We start from the raw sequence: 18,474 nt of genomic DNA, 5'->3' as shown, positions 1-18,474 counted from the left end.
CATAACTTGAGTTAGGTGAGCCGAAGCCGACGACGTATTATTTTGATTTTTGAAGAGTTTTTGAAATACTACGATTTTTACCTTCCAGATACACCATCAAAATAGAAATATCTGCTGGGTTTACTCCCGAAATACGGCTGGCTTGGCCGATGGTTTCTGGATTGATAAGTTTGAACTTCTGACGAGCTTCAGTTGCGATAGAGTCAATGTCATCCCAGTCAATATTGGCTGGAATACGTTTTTCTTCCATGCGTTTCATCTTGGCTACCTGATCCATGGCTTTGGAGATGTAGCCTTCGTACTTGATTTCTGTTTCAATCAATTCGATAATCTTATCATCCAAGTCCTCAGCAGCTGGTCCGATGAAGGCCACCACATCTTGGTAAGAAACTTCTGGACGACGAAGGAATTCCTTGGCTGTTACTGCATCTGTCAACGGCTTGAAGCCCATCTCCTCAACCTTAGCATTGGTTTCCTTGACTGGCTTGAGTTTGATACTGTCGAGACGCTTCATCTCATTGTCAAATTGATTTTTCTTGATTTCAAAGCGAACCCAGCGTTCATCATCCACAAGGCCAATCTCGCGTCCCATCTCTGTCAAACGCATATCGGCATTGTCATGGCGAAGAATGAGACGGTACTCAGCACGACTGGTCAAGAGACGGTAGGGTTCAATGGTTCCCTTGGTCACCAAGTCGTCAATCATCACCCCGATATAACCGTCACTGCGCTTCAAAATCAACTCAGGCTTGCCTTGGATTTTCAGAGCCGCATTGATACCAGCGATAATCCCTTGACCAGCAGCTTCTTCGTAACCTGACGTTCCATTTGTCTGACCAGCAGTGAAGAGCCCTGAGATTTTCTTGGTTTCCAAAGTCGCACGCAATTGGTGAGGCAAGACCATGTCGTATTCAATGGCATAACCTGTTCGCATCATCTCTGCATTTTCCAAACCTTTGATAGAATGAACCAGCTCACGCTGTACATCCTCTGGCAGACTAGTTGATAGGCCTTGAACATAGACTTCCTCTGTATTGCGCCCTTCTGGCTCAAGGAAGAGTTGGTGGCGTTCCTTGTCCGCAAAGCGCACAATCTTGTCCTCAATCGACGGACAGTAACGAGGTCCCACTCCCTTGACCACACCTGTAAACATAGGCGCACGGTGGAGGTTGTTTTGGATAATCTCATGACTGGTACCGTTGGTGTAGGTCAACCAGCATGGCACTTGATCCTTGACATAGTCCTCATCACGTGAAGTATATGAGAAGTGATTTGGCGCTTCGTCCCCTGGCTGAATCTCTGTCACGTCGTAATTGATAGAAGAAGCCTTGACACGTGGAGGTGTCCCCGTCTTGAAACGACCAATTTCGAGTCCCAATTCCTTAAGATTATCAGCAAGGTTAATCGAAGCTAGGCTATGGTTAGGACCTGACGAATACTTGAGGTCTCCGATGATGATTTCTCCACGGAGGGCAGTTCCTGTCGTCACGATAACAGCCTTAGCAGCATACTCTTGATGGGTAGCTGTACGAACACCGACAACCTTGCCATCTTCCACCAAAATCTCATCAATCATGGTTTGACGAAGGGTCAAATTCTCTTGATTTTCAACTGTCTTGCGCATTTCCTTAGAGTAAAGCTCTTTGTCAGCTTGCGCACGAAGGGCACGGACAGCTGGCCCCTTCCCTGTGTTGAGCATCTTCATCTGGATGTAAGTCTTGTCAATGGTTTTGGCCATCTCGCCACCAAGGGCATCGACTTCACGCACGACAATCCCTTTGGCAGAACCACCGATAGAGGGATTACAAGGCATGAAAGCCAGCATTTCAATGTTGATGGTCGCAAGCAAGACCTTGCAACCCATACGACTAGCAGCTAGGGAAGCCTCGACCCCAGCGTGTCCCGCACCGATTACAATAATATCGTATTCTTCAGTAAAATTATATGTCATTTCTTAACCTTTCAAAAATTTCTCGCAAATAAGGAACTAACTTCTCCTCCTCTAGAGCTTGAGTCATAGTAACCCATTTAAAGTGCGTATGCTCTTCAGGATCTAATCTGATAATTGGCTTCTCCCCAACCCACTCTGCTTTATAAACTAAGCGAGTAAAGACAGTATCCTTAGAGGTATCAAGTTGACTATCTTCGTGAAGAATCTTGAGCGAACTGCTGTCTAGCCTAACTCCCGCTTCTTCAACACATTCTCTAAGAGCTCCGTCTCGCGGAAGTTCACCCTTTTCAACCCCGCCACCAGGAATATCCCAGTAAGTTGGATAAACGTTGGGTTGTCCTCTTTTAATTTCCGAACGCTGAATGAGCAAATAATCATCACCACTATGAACAAGTACATGGGCAATAAGCTTAACCATCCTTTTCTCTCCTATTCCTCAAAATGAATGTGTCTTAGTTTGCCGTCCCATTCTGGTAGGGCTGTTTTTAGAAAGGCTGGAACTAGCTGGATATTCTGGAGCTGATCCAAGTCAATCCATTCACAGGGCTGCCTTTTTTCATCTTCCTGCATGGTCAATGAGGCGTCCTCAAGCAAATCCACCAGATAATGAAACTCAATGTTGTGATAGGAAACACCGTCCTGTTCAAAACGATTTTCAACCACAAAAGCTAGTTGCCCAGCTTGAGCTTTGACACCCAGTTCTTCCCTCACTTCACGGACTACCGCGTCTTCCGTGCTTTCATTGACTTGAATTGCACCGCCAATAGTATAATACTTGCCCTTATCTTTGGTAACTAGAAGCTTGCGATTTTGGACAATCAAGGCTGTCGCCCGAACGCCAAAAACCGTATTGTCTACTTTTGTCCGAAAGTCTTGTTGAGTCATTTTTGTCCTTTCCTCTAAACGACACAAAAACAGTCAAAACTCCAAAGAAGTGCAGGACAAAAAAGCCTGCAACATCCATGAGCTTTGACCATCATTTCTATTGCTTTTATTATTGTAGCAAATTGAGAAAATTTGTCAATCTAAATGTACTGACAAACTTGTCCGTCACGGTAGGCATTATCAATCAAACCGCCACCGAGACACTCTTCGCCGTCGTAAAAGACAACTGCCTGACCTGGTGTGATCGCACGCTGTGGCTCTGCAAAGATGACCTCTGCCTTGTCTCCTTTGACATGGACGGTCACCTTAGAATCAGGCTGACGGTAGCGGAATTTAGCCGTACATTCCAACGTAAACTCTTCTGGCATTTCACGAGTAAAGTGGACTTGACTGGCTTCTAGGCTGGTTGACATGAGCGAATCATGGTAGAAACCTTGTCCGACATAGAGGATATTCTTGCTTAGGTATTTTCCGACAACGAACCAAGGGGCATTGTCACCGCCGTGTTGTCCACCGATACCGAGTCCGCCGCGCTGACCAATCGTATAGTACATAAGACCTGCATGCTCGCCCATATCGCGACCATCCACAGTCATCATGCGACCAGGCTGAGCTGGCAGGTAGTTGCTGAGGAAGTTTTTAAAGTTCTTTTCCCCGATAAAGCAAATCCCTGTCGAATCTTTCTTCTTAGCAGTCGCAAGGCCTGCTTCTTCTGCGAGTCTGCGAACTTCAGGCTTTTCCAAATGTCCCAATGGGAACATGGTTTTTTGAAGTTGTTCTTGCGAAAGTTGGCTTAAGAAATAGGTCTGATCCTTGCCATTGTCCACGCCGCGAAGCATGTGAACAGTGCCATCCTTATCACGCGCTACTCGAGCATAGTGCCCCGTCGCTACATAGTCTGCCCCCAAGGTCATGGCATAGTCCAAAAAGGCCTTGAACTTGATTTCCTTGTTGCACATAACGTCTGGATTTGGCGTGCGCCCTGCACGGTATTCCGCTAGGAAATACTCAAAAACGCGGTCCCAATACTCTTTTTCAAAATTGACAGAGTAGTAAGGAATGCCAATCTGGTCTGCCACCGCAGCCACATCCTTGTAATCTTCGGTCGCCGTACAGACGCCGTTTTCATCTGTGTCATCCCAGTTCTTCATGAAGATACCGATCACATCGTAGCCCTGCTCCTTGAGCAAAAGAGCCGTCACCGACGAATCAACACCACCACTCATCCCCACGACAACACGTATTTTAGAGTTATCACTCATGGTAAGTCTCCCATCTATTCGTTTATTCACGATTGAAGGTCGTGTGTGCTTCACGATTGAAGGTCGCTTGAGCAGTATTCATTATAACATGCTTGGTTGGAGAAGACAAGAAAGAAGCTGATAATCTACCAAGCTCTGATTTTATTGATAAAAACTTTAGTCATCATCGTCTCTATAAAAATATTTTCTATACACTCTTGATAATACCAAAATTAATGCCAATATCATACCAAGAGCTATAATGATAGAATTTATTAGATTTATTTTAGTATATCCAATCACTAGTCCAATAATTGGACTAGCAGACATGCTTAGATATAATAAAAATGAAAAAAAATGAATCTCACCAATTCCTGCAAAAAAATGTTTCATTTTAAATATCCCAATTTTACCTTTCGTCTTTATAATCCTCTAGCAAATCTATTGACTTCTCTTTTTTTTGAAAAATCTTGACAGCAAATTTACTCCACTTAATGCCACTAAAATTTCAATGGGCAAAAAATAGTAATCCCATATCAAATGAGAAATCAGCAATGTTAGAAATAGTATACAGTCAAAAGAACTATTCTTAAAATATTCTGTACTTACATAATACAAAAATGCCACAAGCACTGAAATTAAAACAACCATCATAATACTATCATCCTGTCCTTCTCACTAACGCTACTTCCAAAATTTAATTTTTTTATGACTTAGTAACGCAATTCCAATTAACAATACACCTAAAATAAATAAAAATATCTCCCAAAATTTATTCTCAGTTTTAATAAAAGGTATAAGATACATACTAATCAATATGGAACTTGCTCCTAAAAGAGCAGAGATCACTCTGACTTTATCACTTAGTTTAAACATATTTGATTCCCCATAAAATAATCAGTGACTACGTTTACTGCAACAGTTCTCCAAAAGAAAGCAAGCTCTTGTATAGATATAATACTCCATTAAGTTACACCATCTCTTCATTACCTAACTAAAAGGCTCTTTTTTGCCTAATCATATTTTATAGACGAACAAATTTGTGAACCTAATTACTTGAATTATCTTCAAATAACTTCACTTATTAAACTTACAAGACGAACCTAGATTATCTTCTTATTGCTAATAAATATCCTTCGTGATTTTATCTTATCATACTCTCTATTCATACAGAAATTAAAATTATTTCTTAACCAACTTGTATAATAGTAAAACTCTAACTGATTGATTTTAATAAGCTTCACTCTAATTTGATTAACCTTTTCTGGCCAGTTATGATTTTTACTAATAGTAATTTCATACATCAGTAACTCGGCAAGACCTGTACACAGAAGGGTATTCTGAGAATCTTCAATTTTTTTCAAAATATCCTCAAATATCTCGCTATCCGTTAAAAAGGTGGATTGGTTAATCGCATCATACAGCAGAATACACATTAAATCAGAATAACTTAAATCTGATTTTTGTATTTTATCCTTTAACGCATTGGTCAAATCCCTGTCAAACGAATCTTCTTTTTCCCATTTGTTTTGATTAAAAAGAAATTCCGTCTTATTAAAAACGAGATAGTTGATATCCATTATAGTCCAGAAAAATATTGTAGTAAGTATGATGATAGCAAAAGAAATTTTTAAAATAAATACTAGAATAATAGCTATTTCAAGAATAAAACTCCATATAATTCTAGATTTCAAATCATCAGTTGACAAACTTTTACGATGGAATGAAAAATAGGGTGAGAATCTTACATTTACTTTATGCTTTACTATAAAAATAAAAGGAAAAATTGTAATAAGACCTTCTTTCTTGTATACATCTTTCAATGCATATAGTAGGTCTAAAACTATTTTTGAGAAAATCAAACTACAAAAGGTAAGCCCTATACTGATCATAAAATCAAGGGGAGTTTCTAGATTCAATAGCAAGTTATTCACTAGAACATGCAACTCTAACCACAAGCCTAAAAAAGGGAGCATTAGTAAGAAAACAATTAATTTACGCATCATAATTTTACAGTGTCCTTATCTTTTTTTATTTTGCATAAATCATCATTGCTATGATTAACATCAAAAAAACGACATTCATTCAAATAATCAACTTTTTAGACAAACAATTGCTTCAATATTATGTTTTAAAAAGAAGAATCCCTTGTATATTTTCAATTTATGTTACTTCTTATTTTTAAATAATTCATACTCTTTTTCTCTGATAAAGGGAAGTGAGAAATTAGAAAAAATTAGTAGAATTGAAAATAGGTATCCATCTTTTTGCATTGCTAAAACATAGCCTAAAAATAAATAGACAATCCAATCTACTGCGAAAAGAGAAAATATCCTCCTTTTCATTGCCTTACTTGTCTTAAAGATTCTATTTAATAGCACCTTTATCGTAGTATCTACACAAATTTTTATCAAAAAGATAAGAGTCAGTACATGATCATCAACTGTACCATGAAGAATAAATGGAAATATAGTTACTATAAAACTAAAAATCTCTAAATATTTTATCCAAGGAGATTGAGACATCTTACTTTTAAACTGACTGATTTTCCTATATTCACTAGCTAATCTAGTATCAAAATCTTTACCAATTATATTAAAGATTAAGAACTCCAAGATAAAAATACTTATTAATACGATATAAGTAGAAACCTTTCCTGGGAAAAATTTATTAATTAAAATTGGAAAACTCATTAACAGAATCGAGTTTATAGCCAAACAAATGGATACTATTTTATTATTCACAGAGTATATAGGTAGTGATACTATTGAATAGAGGAATGCTAAAAAAATAAGCAAGAAATACTCAGTACTGCTAATTAACGGCGCCCTTAATGATAAAAATAGATAGGCACCCCACACGATGATATGCGCTTTACGAATTGACTCTACACTACTCATCCTTTTCCTCTTATCTTTGGTTCCATTTTTAAACTATGTCAACCTTTTTCACAACTTTATTTCGACTTTCTTTTTTACTTTTTACACTGCTATGATACAATATTTTTAACAAGATTTTATTATTTGTTAACTTTTTTCACGAAAGGGAGAAAATCATGCGTTATGATTTCGGAAAGGTCTATAAAGAAATACGTGAATCAAAAGGTTTGACTCAAGAAGATGTCTGTGGAAATGTCCTCTCAAGAACCAGCTTATCAAAAATCGAAAGTGGCAAGACAACCCCAAAATATGAAAATATGGAATTTCTTCTCCGTCAAATCAATATGAGTTTTGAAGAGTTTGAATATATCTGTCAACTTTATCAACCAAGTCAACGCACAGAGATTATGCAAACCTATCTCAATATGCGTTCCATTATCGGGAGCAGCGATCTTGTCAATTTATTTCAAAAATGCCAAGACTACCTCAAGACCACCAAGATCTCCCTATAGAAGAAATCAGAGACATGCTTGAAGTTGTCATTTATATCCGTCAACACGGGATAGGGGAACTATCGGATCACGCAGAACAGGTTGTCAAAAAACTTTGGAGAAAAATTGAAAAACAAGATACATGGTATGAAAGTGACCTAAAAATCCTCAATACCATCCTTTTCAGCTTGCCCATTGAACACCTCCATCTCATCACTGGAAAAATATTGCAACGCCTAGAAGTTTATAAAAACTATCAACATTTATATGACTTGCGAATGACAATTCTATTAAACCTTTCCACTATTTACTTATACAATCAAGACAAAAACATGTGTAAGCAAATCTGCTACACTTTACTAGAAGATGCCAAGAAAAAGAAAAAATATGATAGCTTGGCTGTCGCCTATGTTCGTATCGGAATTTGTAGGGATGATGCGAAACTTATCCAAAAAGGGTTCTCCCTTCTAGAGCTGACCGAGGAAACTTCTATGCTGTCTCATCTCAAAAAAGAAGTGGAGACCTATTATCAAGCGAAGGAAATATAAAAAAGTCGAGGAATTTCCTCGACTTTTCAAATTATTCTGTTCGTTATTTCTTAATACCAGCCGTTGTTAAGCCAGAAGTTTTTAGCGGCTGACCATGAACCGTAACGTCCTGCAACGTAGGCATCTGCTACACGTTCTTGGTTTTCAGCTGAGTAGTCTCCGTTCAAGTATGAATCTGTCAATTGGTAACGTCCGATATAACGTCCGTTTGTAGCTGTGTAGCTACCGCCTGATTCTTTTTGTGCAATCCATTCTTTAGCTTCTGCTTCAGATCCGCTTACAGTTGCAGCAACTGTTTCTTCTGCTACTGGCGCGCTTGCTACTGGAGTTTCTTCCTCTACCTCTGTAGTTTCTGCTGCTGGAGCTGAAACAGTTTCATCTTGAGCAGCTGGTGCTGCATAAGTAGTTGGCGCTGGTGTTGCAGGCGCTACAGGACCATCGATAACCAACTCTTGACCAACATAAATCATATGGATGTTGTCAATGTGGTTGTTTTCTGCCAATTTCTCAACTGTTGTGTTGTGAGTTTCAGCGATTTCTGAAAGTGTATCACCTTCTTTAACAGTGTAAGTTGATGATTCTTGAGCAGATACAAATGATGGAGCAAATACTGCAAACAAGGCAGCTACTCCTGCAAGAGTTGTTTTAATCTTTTTAGTTGTTGATTTCATATTTGAAAATTCTCCTTCTTTCTATAGTTCTATCATACCCTTTAAATATTACCGTTTCTTGACACTTTTATGTAGAAATATTACAAAATTATTTTTTATTTCCCTAAATAAGCTATTTTTTGTTACAAAAGATGCTTTTTTATGCTATTTGTAGTGTAAAAAGGTTTTCATCCACAATTAAAGCCAAGATCCTCATTCTTTGATATAATAGAGATAAGAATTTTTATAAGGGGAAACTGATGAAATCACTTCGTTTTCAATCTGTCTTTGATATCATCGGACCAGTTATGATTGGCCCATCTAGTAGTCATACCGCTGGTGCTGTTCGTATTGGGAAGATTGTCTCTTCCATTTTTGATGATACTCCGACAGAAGTCGAATTCCAACTATTTAACTCATTTGCCAAGACCTATCGTGGTCACGGAACAGACTTAGCCCTTGTTGCAGGTATTTTAGGCATGGATACAGATGATCCTGAAATTCCAAACAGTCTGGAGATTGCCCACAAACGTGGTATCAAGATTGTCTGGACCATTCAGAAAGACAGTAATGCTCCGCATCCTAACACTACTAAAATTACCGTCAAAAATGCCCACAAGACCATCAGCGTAACTGGTATTTCTATCGGTGGTGGGAATATTCAGGTCACCGAACTCAATGGTTTTGCCGTCTCTCTCAATATGAATACACCGACTATCATCATCGTTCATCAAGATATTCCAGGTATGATTGCCCTCGTAACAGAGGCACTTTCCCGCTATGGTATCAATATCGCCCAGATGAATGTTACTCGTGAAAAAGCTGGTGAAAAAGCCATTATGATTATCGAAGTCGACAGTCGTAACTGTGATGAGGCCATCGAAGAAATTCGAAAAATCCCTCATCTCCACAATGTCAATTTCTTTAAATAGGAGGAAGCATGTTTTATTCTATCAAAGAATTGGTCGAGCAAGCAGATCTGGACTTTCAAGGAAATATCGCAGAACTCATGATTACAACAGAGTTTGAATTGACCGGTCGCGAACGTGAAGAAGTCCTCCTTCTCATGGAGCGCAATCTGGAAGTTATGAAAGCCTCTGTCCAACTTGGTCTCAATGAAAATAAATCTCGTAGTGGCCTGACAGGTGGAGATGCTGCCAAATTGGATCACTACATCAAAAACGGAAAAACTCTATCAGATTACACGATACTCTCAGCTGCCCGAAATGCCATCGCAGTCAATGAACACAATGCCAAAATGGGCTTGGTTTGTGCCACTCCGACCGCAGGAAGTGCTGGCTGTCTGCCTTCCGTTCTCACTGCTGCTATTGAAAAATTAGACCTCAGCCACGAGCAACAGCTGGATTTCCTCTTTGCTGCGGGTGCCTTTGGACTAGTCATCGCAAATAATGCCTCTATCTCAGGTGCTGAAGGTGGCTGTCAGGCCGAAGTCGGCTCTGCCTCTGCTATGAGTGCCGCCGCCTTGACTCTAGCTGCAGGTGGAACACCCTACCAAGCCAGCCAGGCCATTGCCTTTGTCATTAAAAATATGCTAGGCCTCATCTGTGACCCTGTTGCTGGTTTGGTTGAAGTTCCCTGCGTCAAGCGTAATGCCATGGGAGCTAGCTTTGCCTTCATCGCAGCAGACATGGCCCTGGCAGGTATAGAATCTAAAATCCCTGTGGATGAAGTTATCGATGCCATGTACCAAGTGGGTTCAAGCATGCCAACTGCCTTTCGTGAAACAGCTGAAGGTGGACTTGCTGCTACCCCAACTGGTCGTCGCCTCCAAAAAGAAATTTTCGGAGAATAAGCTTATCAAATAGGAGAAACTATGACCTCTATCTCAGCTATCTTTTTCGATCTGGATGGAACCCTCGTTGACAGTTCTATAGGGATTCACAATGCCTTTACCCATACCTTTAAAGAGCTAGGAGTGCCTAGCCCTGATGCCAAAACGATTCGTGGTTTTATGGGACCGCCCCTCGAAAGTAGTTTTGCGACCTGCCTGCCCAAAGAACAAATCGCTGAGGCTGTGCAGATATACCGTTCTTACTACAAGGCAAAAGGCATCTATGAAGCTCAACTCTTTCCTCAGATTGTAGACTTGCTTGAGAAGTTATCGAGCAATTACCCTCTTTATATCACCACTACAAAGAATACTCCAACAGCTCAAGACATGACTAAAAACTTAGGAATCTATCATTTCTTTGATGGCATTTATGGTTCCAGCCCTGAAACACCCCATAAGGCAGATGTCATTCGCCAAGCCTTGCAGACACATCAACTAAGCCCTGAACAAGTCATCATCATCGGAGATACCAAGTTTGATATGCAGGGAGCTCAAGAAACAGGCATTCAGAAATTGGCCGTCACTTGGGGATTTGGAGAGCAGGCAGATTTACTAAACTATCAACCTGATTATATGGCCCACAAACCCTTAGAAATTCTGGAGTATTTTCAATAACATAGACTGGGCGACAACTCCATTTCAGAAGAAAATGAAGCGATTCTCTACATAACAAAACGCATATTACCAAGGTTCAAGACCAGATAATATGCGTTTTTCTTTTTTATTCAACGTGGGTTGTTTGATTGGCAAAGGCGATAATGGCTTGTTTCAACTCATCTCCTCTGAGAGTTCGGAACTCTTCAATCTTTTGATCGATGGCTTCTAGAGGCATGACATTAACCTTACCAACGAAAATCTTATCCATAACTTGGTTATCAACAAGTTCGGTTGATACCAAGAGTTCTTCGTAGAGTTTTTCACCTGGGCGGATTCCAACTTCAACGATTGGAATTTCACTTTCAGTGTGGCCACTTAGAAGGACCATTTTCTTGGCCAAATCATAAATTTTGACTGGTTTACCCATATCAAGGATAAAGACTTCCCCATCCTTGGCATAAGCACCAGCATGGATAACCAAACGGCTAGCTTCTGGAATAGTCATAAAGTAACGGGTCATGCGGAAGTCTGTCACCGTTACAGGCCCACCTTCAGCAATCTGGCGTTCAAAGACTGGAATCACACTACCACGGCTACCAAGAACATTCCCAAAACGAACTGCACAGTAGGTAGATTGGCTACGTTGGTTAAAGCCAGTGACAATCAACTCAGCCACTCGCTTGGTTGCTCCCATAACATTCGGTGGATTAACCGCCTTATCTGTCGAAATCATAACCATCTTAGGTACTTTGGCTTCATCAACAGCCTTAGCAACATTGTAAGTTCCACGGATATTGTTTTTGAAGGCTTCTTTTGGATTGCGCTCCATCATAGGAACGTGCTTGTGGGCAGCCGCATGATAAACAATAGCTGGCTTGTACTGCTCAAAGACTTGCAACAAACGATCATAGTCTTGAATATCTGCAATCACAGGTACATAATCAATCCCTTGGAATGTACGAATCAATTCATGATACACAAGGTAGATTGAATTTTCCCCATGACCAAGCAAGACGATGCGTTCAGGATTGAAGCGACTAACTTGGCGACAGATTTCAGAACCGATTGAACCACCAGCCCCTGTGACTAATATGGTCTTACCTGTCAGTTCTGCGCCCAGACGCGATTCGTCAAGACGAATTTCCTGACGGCCCAAAAGGTCTATGATATCAATTTTTTGGAACCCAGTACCTGCTTGGTGAAGTCCTTGAACAACAGTTTCAACATTAGGCATCTTGTAACATTTGACATCCAGCTTATTACACATCTGCAAGATACGTTCATATTCTGACGGATCAAGTGACGGAATCGCAACGATAACACGCTCGATTTGATGGCGTTTAGCCAATTCAGGCAGATTGTCATAAGAGCCCAAAACAGGGATTCCACCAAGTTTTTGGCCCTTTTTCTTAGCATCCTTATCCAAAATACCGACAAGTTCCAAATCACTGGTTGGATGTTGGTAGCTATCCATAAAGAGGGCCCCACCATCACCAGCACCAATCAAGAAGGTTCGACGATGTTCTCCATCACCACTACCTTTTTTGCGTCTGGAATAGATTAACTGCCAAGTAATCCGTGGCAATAAAATCAAGAAGGTACTCAACAAGATAAAGAGAATGATGAAACGGATGGAGAAGAGTGGCAAGAAGGCATAGCAGATACTATATGACAAGACGCTGCTCGCAGTCACACCAAAAAAGATTTTCATGAAATCCGTAATCTTGCTGTAACGACTAATACTAGCGTTCAAGCCCCAAAATGCAATCATAAATTGATAAAACAAGAAGGCCAAACTCGTATAGATAATGTAGTCAACAGGTGCTGGATTAATCAAGCCGTAAAATAAGATATAAGATACAATGATGGAAACCACCATACTCAAAATATCAAATACTCCCCAGAAAACCTGTTTTTGTTGTTTATTTAAAATTTCCACCAGATCAATCACATAATCTGTGAGTTTTTTATTCATAGAAATTTACTCCTCCTTAAAAGAGCTGAATAGTTATATTGTTATTATAACACTTTTTATCCCGTTTACGATTTGCTACAATCTTTTACTTGCTTTTTCGTAACAGTTTCATAAAAATAAACTGTCTGACAAATCCTGGACAAAGGGCAACAACCATCTGAATCGCAACACTCTTGGCATATTCCAGATAAGAAATTTGTCCTCTCTTCAGCATGCGCTGACGAGCTTGACGATAGAGTTTGAGGTAACGCAGTCCCCCACGACGCTCAAACATCCCTGCTCCGACACGAACCTGACACAAGATTTGATCGAGGTTGCCAGTCTTGGCTCCTGCAGCAATCATATTGAGCCATAGGAGGTCATCCTCCATATAAAGGCCATCCTCATAGTTGCCTGCCTTGAGAACCATGTCCTTCTTGAACATGACAGTCATGTGGTTAAAGGCACTTCTCATCCTTTGATAAACTACAATATCTGCATGTTGAGTCGGAACACGACGGTAAGAAACAATCTCATCAGGATTGTCAATAAATTCTGCAATATGTCCACCTAATAAGTCAAGATTGTCCTTCTCCATTAACTGAACCTGTTTCTCAAAACGATCTGGAACAGCTATATCATCCGTATCCATACGGGCAATAATATCATACTGACACTGCAAAACACCGTATCGAAGAGCTAGACCCAAACCTTGATTCTGCTCAAGAGGATAGCGTTTCACTGGAATATCAGACTCAGCTTCCACCTGGTCTAATACCTGATAGAGCTCAGGAGTCAAAGGCCCATCCTCAACCAGAACCAATTCGCTCGGTTTCAGGGTCTGATTTTGAACACTCTCAATAGCATCCTTTAAAAATGTCGGATTTTCCTTGATATAGACCGACATCAATACGCTGATTTTTTGCTTTTCAGACACAGTTTTTCTCCAATATATAGATTTCCTTCCACTATTTTATCATAATTTTCAAGACTTTCCTATTTTTATCTTGAAAGCCCAAAACCTTACTTGACATTATAGGGAAAAAGCCTTAAAATAAGCTGTTATTAAAATCAGCTAGAAGAGGTATTATATGAAAAAGCAATCACTTTTTTTTGTTCCAGGTATTATCCTGATTGGTGTTTCCTTGCGGACTCCTTTTACTGTTTTACCCATTATTTTGGGAGATATTTCGCAAGGTCTAGGAGTAGAAGTTAGTTCGCTTGGTATCTTGACCAGCCTTCCTCTCCTTATGTTTACCCTCTTCTCTCTATTTTCTACCCGACTGGCTCAGAAAATTGGCTTAGAACATCTCTTTACCTACAGCCTCTTCTTCTTGACTATCGGTTCTATCATTAGACTAATCAATTTGCCCCTGCTCTATCTAGGAACCTTGATGGTTGGGGCAAGTATCGCAGTTATCAATGTTCTACTTCCTAGTCTTATCCAAGCTAATCAGCCAAAGAAGATTGGTTTTCTGACCACCTTATATGTAACTTCTATGGGGATTGCAACAGCTCTGGCTTCCTATCTAGCCGTGCCTATTACACAGGCCAGTTCTTGGAAAGGACTTATCATCCTCCTTACCCTGCTCTGTCTAGCAACTTTTTTGGTCTGGCTCCCTAATCACCGCTATAATCACAGATTAGCTCCACAAACCAAACAAAAAAGCAAAACAAAGGTCATGCGTAATAAACAGGTCTGGGCAGTGATTGTCTTTGCAGGTTTTCAATCCTTGCTCTTTTACACAGCTATGACCTGGCTACCTACAATGGCCATCCACGCAGGCCTATCCAGTCACGAAGCTGGCTTGCTGACTTCTATCTTCTCTCTGATTAGCATTCCTTTTTCAATGACCATCCCAAGTCTGACAACCAGCTTATCAACTCGTAATCGTCAGCTCATGCTCACTCTGGTTTCACTAGCTGGTGTAGTCGGCATTTCCATGCTCTTTTTCTCAATCGGTAATTTCTTTTACTGGCTTGCCATCCATCTCCTCATCGGAACCGCAACCAGCGCCCTCTTCCCTTATCTCATGGTCAACTTTTCACTCAAAACAAGCGCCCCTGAAAAGACAGCCCAATTGTCTGGTTTATCTCAAACAGGAGGCTATATCCTAGCAGCCTTTGGGCCAACCCTCTTTGGTTACAGTTTTAACCTTTTCCACTCTTGGGTGCCAGCTGTAGCTGCCCTCTTGCTCGTCGATATCCTGATGACTGTGGCCCTCTTTACAGTGGACAGAGCTGATAAAATCCTCTAAACTTCTAGTTTTGCCTAGAAGTTTTTTATATATAAAAATTTTACACATTTCTCTTGACAGGGCTTTCTTTTAGATGTACAATGTATGTGTAGAAAAATTATATATAAAAATCTTACACATTAGAAAAGGAGGTTCCCCATGTACTTTCCAACATCCTCTGCCTTGATTGAATTTCTCATCTTGGCTGTACTGGAGCAGGATGATTCTTATGGTTATGAGATTAGCCAAACCATTAAGCTGATCGCTAATATCAAAGAATCTACACTCTATCCTATCCTAAAAAAATTGGAAGGCAATAGCTTTCTGACAACCTATTCTAGAGAGTTCCAAGGTCGCATGCGCAAATACTACTCCTTGACAAATGGTGGTATAGAACAGCTCGTGACCCTAAAAGATGAATGGGCACTCTATACAGACACCATCAATGGCATCATAGAAGGGAGTATCCGCCATGACAAGAACTGAATACCTGACTCAGCTAGAACTTTATCTCAAAAAACTGCCTCAGGCTGACCAAATTGAAGCCATGGACTATTTCAGGGAACTCTTTGACGATGCTGGAGTCGAAGGAGAAGAAGAACTCATCGCTAGCTTGGGAACTCCTAAGGAAGCAGCTCACGAAGTCCTATCTAATCTTCTCGATAAAAAAATCAATGAGGCACCCGCTCAAAAAAATAACCGACAAATTTTGCATATCGCCTTGTTAGCTCTCCTTGCAGCACCCATCGGTATTCCTCTGGGAATCGCCATCCTCGTGGCCCTGTTCGGAATCCTTGTGGCAGCTTTGACTGTCATTCTGGCTTTCTTTGCGATTTCCATACTTGGTATCATTGGCGGATTCCTATTTTTAGTTGAAAGTTTTACTATCTTAGCCCAAGCCAAATCAGCCTTTATCTTGATTTTTGGTTCTGGTTTACTAGCTATCGGTGCTTCTTCGCTGGTTTTATTAGGTATTTCCTATGTAGCTCGCTTCTTCGGCCTACTCATTGTTCGCCTGGTGCAATTTGTTCTTAAAAAAGGAAAGAGAGGTGACCAGCATGCGTAAATTGACAAGAGGATTTCTCATTTTTGGTGTGGTGACTACCGTTGTCGGATTTATCCTGCTCTTTGTAGGTATCCAATCTGACGGGATCAAGAGCCTACTTGCTATGTCCAAGGAGCCTGTCTATGATAGTCGGATGGAAGAGTTGACCTTTGGCAAGGAAGTCGAAAATTTAGAGATCACTCTCCACCAGCACGCTCTGACCATCACAGACTCTTTGGATGATCAAATCCACATTTCTTACCATCCATCTCTTTCTGCTCACCATGATCTTATCACAAATCAAAACGACAAAACTCTGAGCCTCACTGATAAGAAACTTTCTGAAACTCCATTTCTCTCTTCTGGAATTGGCGGTATTCTCCATATCGCAAGTAGCTACTCTCGTCGTTTTGAAGAAGTTATTCTACAAGTTCCAAAAGGAAGAAGTCTAAAAGGAATCAACGTCTCAACCAATCGCGGTCAAACCAGTATCACTAATGCCACTCTTGAAAATGCGACCCTCAATACAAACAGCTATATCCTCCGAATTGAAGGAAGTCGTATCAAAAACAGCAAATTCACGACACCCAATATCATTAATATCTTTGATACAGACCTTACAGATAGTCAGCTAGAGTCAACAGAGAAGCACTTCCACGCTGAAAATATTAAAGTATATGGTAAAGTAGAACTATCTTCTAAAAATGCGCTGAGTATCATGCTAACTCAAAAAGAAAGCCAAGAAATTAACTTAGACCTCTCGAGTCACCATGGTCCTATTTATCAGTTATCGAGAGATGAGAGTCAACGCCACCCCAACGAATTAAGCAACCCTTACAAAACTGAAAAAACTGATGCAAAAGGTCAACTCATCGCTAAGGCTGATGATTATATTAGTCTTGAAACTACAGCTAACAGACCTTAATAAACCTATTTATATCGACCACTATGACACATAACCCACTAAAAAGGAGGTTCTACCATGAAACAAGAATGGTTTGAAAGTAATGATTTTGTAAAAACAACAAGCAAGAACAAGCCTGATGAACAAGCCCAAGATGGTGCAGACAAGGCTGAAGAAAAAAATACTCAGTTAGAGGAGGAAGTTTCTCAAGCTGAAGCCGAACTAGAAAGCCAGCAAGAAGAGAAAATTGAAACTCCTGAAAACGGTGAAGCGAGAACAGAAATAGAAGAAAAGAAAGCATTAGATTCTACTGAAGAAGAGCAAGATCTTCCTGAAGAAACAGAAAAAGTCACTATAGCTGAAGAGAAGCAAGAAGCTTTTCCTCAGCAAAAACCAACCACGAAAGAGCCACTTCTTCTCAGTCAATCCTTAGAAAGTCCTTACATCCCCGACCAAGCTCCAAAATCTAGGGATAAATGGAAAGAGCAAGCGCTTGATTTTTGGTCTTGGCTAGTGGAAGCGATCAAATCTCCTACAAGCAAGCTTGAAACAAGTAGCACACACAGTTACACAGCCTTTATCTTGCTCATTCTGTTTTCTGCATCTTCCTTTTTCTTTAGTATCTACCATATCAAACATGCTTACTATGGACATATAGCAACTATGCATAATCACTTCCCTGAACAATTTGCTTCATTAAATCTCTTTTCGATTATCTCTATCCTAGTAGCAACAACACTCTTCTTCTTTTCATTCCTCTTGGGTAGTTTCGTTGTGAGACGATTTATCCACCAGGAAAAGGACTGGACGCTAGAAAAGGTTCTCCAACAATATAGTCAACTCTTGGCAATTCCAATCTTCCTCACTGCTATTGCTAGTTTCTTTGCCTTCTTTGACAGCCTACGATTTACAGCCCTCCTATGTGTGATTAGCATTGGAATCATTCTGCTTGCCAGTCTCCATATCATTACAAGACCAAGTCAAGCAAGTGAAACCGACTCCTTCTATCAGTTATTCTTGTCTGTCCTTGTGAACGGAGTCATTATCCTCCTCTTCTTTGTAGCTGAAGTGGCACTGATTGGAGATTATCTCCGTATCTTGGCCTTTCTTTAAACTTCAATCCTGTCATCCATGGCAGGATTTTTTATATGTCAAAAAAGCAAGTCGATTGACCTGCTTCTGCTTTACTCTTCTTGTGCTAATGCTTTAAAATCTTGTCCTAGGATAGATTTTATTTCTA

20 protein-coding genes and 1 pseudogene are annotated in these 18,474 nt (G+C 40.2%); 9 read left to right on the top strand and 12 right to left on the bottom strand.

The annotated features are described in order from the left end of the window. Positions 1-37: 37 nt before the first annotated feature. From mnmG to ACORHU_RS00510, 9 genes are all read right to left on the bottom strand, one after another. Positions 38-1,951: a tRNA uridine-5-carboxymethylaminomethyl(34) synthesis enzyme MnmG gene (mnmG, locus tag ACORHU_RS00550; protein ID WP_049540746.1), complete on the bottom strand. Its 1,914-nt coding sequence runs from the start codon at positions 1,949-1,951 to the stop codon at positions 38-40. After that, positions 1,941-2,369: an NUDIX hydrolase gene (locus ACORHU_RS00545; RefSeq protein ID WP_049540744.1), complete on the bottom strand. Its 429-nt coding sequence runs from the start codon at positions 2,367-2,369 to the stop codon at positions 1,941-1,943. The genes mnmG and ACORHU_RS00545 overlap by 11 nt, the downstream gene beginning before the upstream one ends. Before the next feature lie 11 nt (positions 2,370-2,380). Further along, positions 2,381-2,836: an NUDIX hydrolase gene (locus ACORHU_RS00540; RefSeq protein ID WP_434364541.1), complete on the bottom strand. Its 456-nt coding sequence runs from the start codon at positions 2,834-2,836 to the stop codon at positions 2,381-2,383. 140 nt (positions 2,837-2,976) lie between these two features. Further along, positions 2,977-4,098, bottom strand: coding sequence for a tRNA 2-thiouridine(34) synthase MnmA (mnmA, locus tag ACORHU_RS00535; RefSeq protein WP_049540741.1), 1,122 nt, complete (start codon positions 4,096-4,098; stop codon positions 2,977-2,979). Positions 4,099-4,254: 156 nt separating this feature from the next. Continuing rightward, on the bottom strand, positions 4,255-4,470 hold the full coding sequence (locus tag ACORHU_RS00530; RefSeq protein ID WP_152905716.1) for a hypothetical protein: 216 nt from the start codon (positions 4,468-4,470) through the stop codon (positions 4,255-4,257). 48 nt (positions 4,471-4,518) lie between these two features. Then, positions 4,519-4,731 carry a hypothetical protein gene (locus ACORHU_RS00525; protein WP_434364540.1) on the bottom strand — a complete coding sequence of 71 codons (213 nt, stop codon included), beginning with the start codon at positions 4,729-4,731 and terminating at the stop codon, positions 4,519-4,521. 30 nt (positions 4,732-4,761) lie between these two features. Then, positions 4,762-4,953: a hypothetical protein gene (locus tag ACORHU_RS00520; RefSeq protein WP_049540737.1), complete on the bottom strand. Its 192-nt coding sequence runs from the start codon at positions 4,951-4,953 to the stop codon at positions 4,762-4,764. Positions 4,954-5,180: 227 nt separating this feature from the next. After that, positions 5,181-6,083, bottom strand: a complete 903-nt coding sequence (locus ACORHU_RS00515; protein ID WP_049540735.1) for a hypothetical protein — start codon at positions 6,081-6,083, stop codon at positions 5,181-5,183. Between the two features lie 162 nt (positions 6,084-6,245). Next, positions 6,246-6,977 (bottom strand): hypothetical protein, encoded by a 732-nt coding sequence (locus ACORHU_RS00510; protein WP_049540734.1) that lies wholly within the window; start codon positions 6,975-6,977, stop codon positions 6,246-6,248. A gap of 155 nt (positions 6,978-7,132) precedes the next feature. Here ACORHU_RS00510 and ACORHU_RS00505 point away from each other — a divergent pair. Beyond that, positions 7,133-7,995, top strand: a pseudogene (locus ACORHU_RS00505) (helix-turn-helix domain-containing protein). 50 nt (positions 7,996-8,045) lie between these two features. On the opposite strand, the gene ACORHU_RS00500 reads toward ACORHU_RS00505, so the two are convergent. Then, the gene (locus ACORHU_RS00500; protein ID WP_000843468.1) at positions 8,046-8,666 is read right to left on the bottom strand and encodes a LysM peptidoglycan-binding domain-containing protein; all 621 of its coding nucleotides are present in this window, start codon (positions 8,664-8,666) and stop codon (positions 8,046-8,048) included. 239 nt (positions 8,667-8,905) lie between these two features. Here ACORHU_RS00500 and sdaAB point away from each other — a divergent pair, with 239 nt between their 5' ends. Genes sdaAB through ACORHU_RS00485 form a run of 3 tightly spaced genes read left to right on the top strand, consistent with a single transcriptional unit; the run spans position 8,906 to position 11,112 of the window. Beyond that, positions 8,906-9,577 (top strand): L-serine ammonia-lyase, iron-sulfur-dependent subunit beta, encoded by a 672-nt coding sequence (sdaAB, locus tag ACORHU_RS00495; protein ID WP_000838912.1) that lies wholly within the window; start codon positions 8,906-8,908, stop codon positions 9,575-9,577. 8 nt (positions 9,578-9,585) lie between these two features. After that, on the top strand, positions 9,586-10,458 hold the full coding sequence (sdaAA, locus tag ACORHU_RS00490) for an L-serine ammonia-lyase, iron-sulfur-dependent, subunit alpha (RefSeq protein ID WP_000500022.1): 873 nt from the start codon (positions 9,586-9,588) through the stop codon (positions 10,456-10,458). A 21-nt stretch (positions 10,459-10,479) separates the two neighbouring features. Continuing rightward, positions 10,480-11,112: an HAD family hydrolase gene (locus ACORHU_RS00485; RefSeq protein ID WP_434364539.1), complete on the top strand. Its 633-nt coding sequence runs from the start codon at positions 10,480-10,482 to the stop codon at positions 11,110-11,112. A 106-nt stretch (positions 11,113-11,218) separates the two neighbouring features. On the opposite strand, the gene ACORHU_RS00480 is transcribed toward ACORHU_RS00485, so the two are convergent. Both ACORHU_RS00480 and ACORHU_RS00475 read right to left on the bottom strand, forming a co-directional pair. Further along, positions 11,219-13,069 carry a polysaccharide biosynthesis protein gene (locus ACORHU_RS00480; protein WP_434364538.1) on the bottom strand — a complete coding sequence of 617 codons (1,851 nt, stop codon included), beginning with the start codon at positions 13,067-13,069 and terminating at the stop codon, positions 11,219-11,221. 85 nt (positions 13,070-13,154) lie between these two features. Next, a complete protein-coding gene (locus tag ACORHU_RS00475; RefSeq protein WP_434364537.1) occupies positions 13,155-13,985 on the bottom strand; it encodes a glycosyltransferase in 831 nt (276 codons plus the stop codon). A gap of 154 nt (positions 13,986-14,139) precedes the next feature. Here ACORHU_RS00475 and ACORHU_RS00470 point away from each other — a divergent pair, with 154 nt between their 5' ends. The 5 genes from ACORHU_RS00470 to ACORHU_RS00450 all read left to right on the top strand — a co-directional run bounded on the left by ACORHU_RS00470 (position 14,140) and on the right by ACORHU_RS00450 (position 18,347). Further along, positions 14,140-15,306: a CynX/NimT family MFS transporter gene (locus ACORHU_RS00470; protein ID WP_434364536.1), complete on the top strand. Its 1,167-nt coding sequence runs from the start codon at positions 14,140-14,142 to the stop codon at positions 15,304-15,306. 138 nt (positions 15,307-15,444) lie between these two features. Further along, positions 15,445-15,771 carry a PadR family transcriptional regulator gene (locus tag ACORHU_RS00465; protein ID WP_000273858.1) on the top strand — a complete coding sequence of 109 codons (327 nt, stop codon included), beginning with the start codon at positions 15,445-15,447 and terminating at the stop codon, positions 15,769-15,771. After that, positions 15,758-16,351 carry a DUF1700 domain-containing protein gene (locus ACORHU_RS00460; RefSeq protein WP_061088527.1) on the top strand — a complete coding sequence of 198 codons (594 nt, stop codon included), beginning with the start codon at positions 15,758-15,760 and terminating at the stop codon, positions 16,349-16,351. The genes ACORHU_RS00465 and ACORHU_RS00460 overlap by 14 nt, the downstream gene beginning before the upstream one ends. After that, positions 16,344-17,255, top strand: a complete 912-nt coding sequence (locus ACORHU_RS00455; RefSeq protein ID WP_434364535.1) for a DUF4097 family beta strand repeat-containing protein — start codon at positions 16,344-16,346, stop codon at positions 17,253-17,255. The genes ACORHU_RS00460 and ACORHU_RS00455 overlap by 8 nt, the downstream gene beginning before the upstream one ends. A 57-nt stretch (positions 17,256-17,312) precedes the next feature. Next, on the top strand, positions 17,313-18,347 hold the full coding sequence (locus ACORHU_RS00450) for a DUF6574 domain-containing protein (protein WP_000808423.1): 1,035 nt from the start codon (positions 17,313-17,315) through the stop codon (positions 18,345-18,347). The last annotated feature ends 127 nt before the right edge of the window (positions 18,348-18,474 follow it).

It is taken from the genome of Streptococcus sp. KHUD_015 (genome assembly GCF_051106265.1).
Taxonomy (GTDB): Bacteria; Bacillota; Bacilli; order Lactobacillales; family Streptococcaceae; genus Streptococcus.
This window is presented reverse-complemented; position numbering and strand designations above follow the sequence as displayed.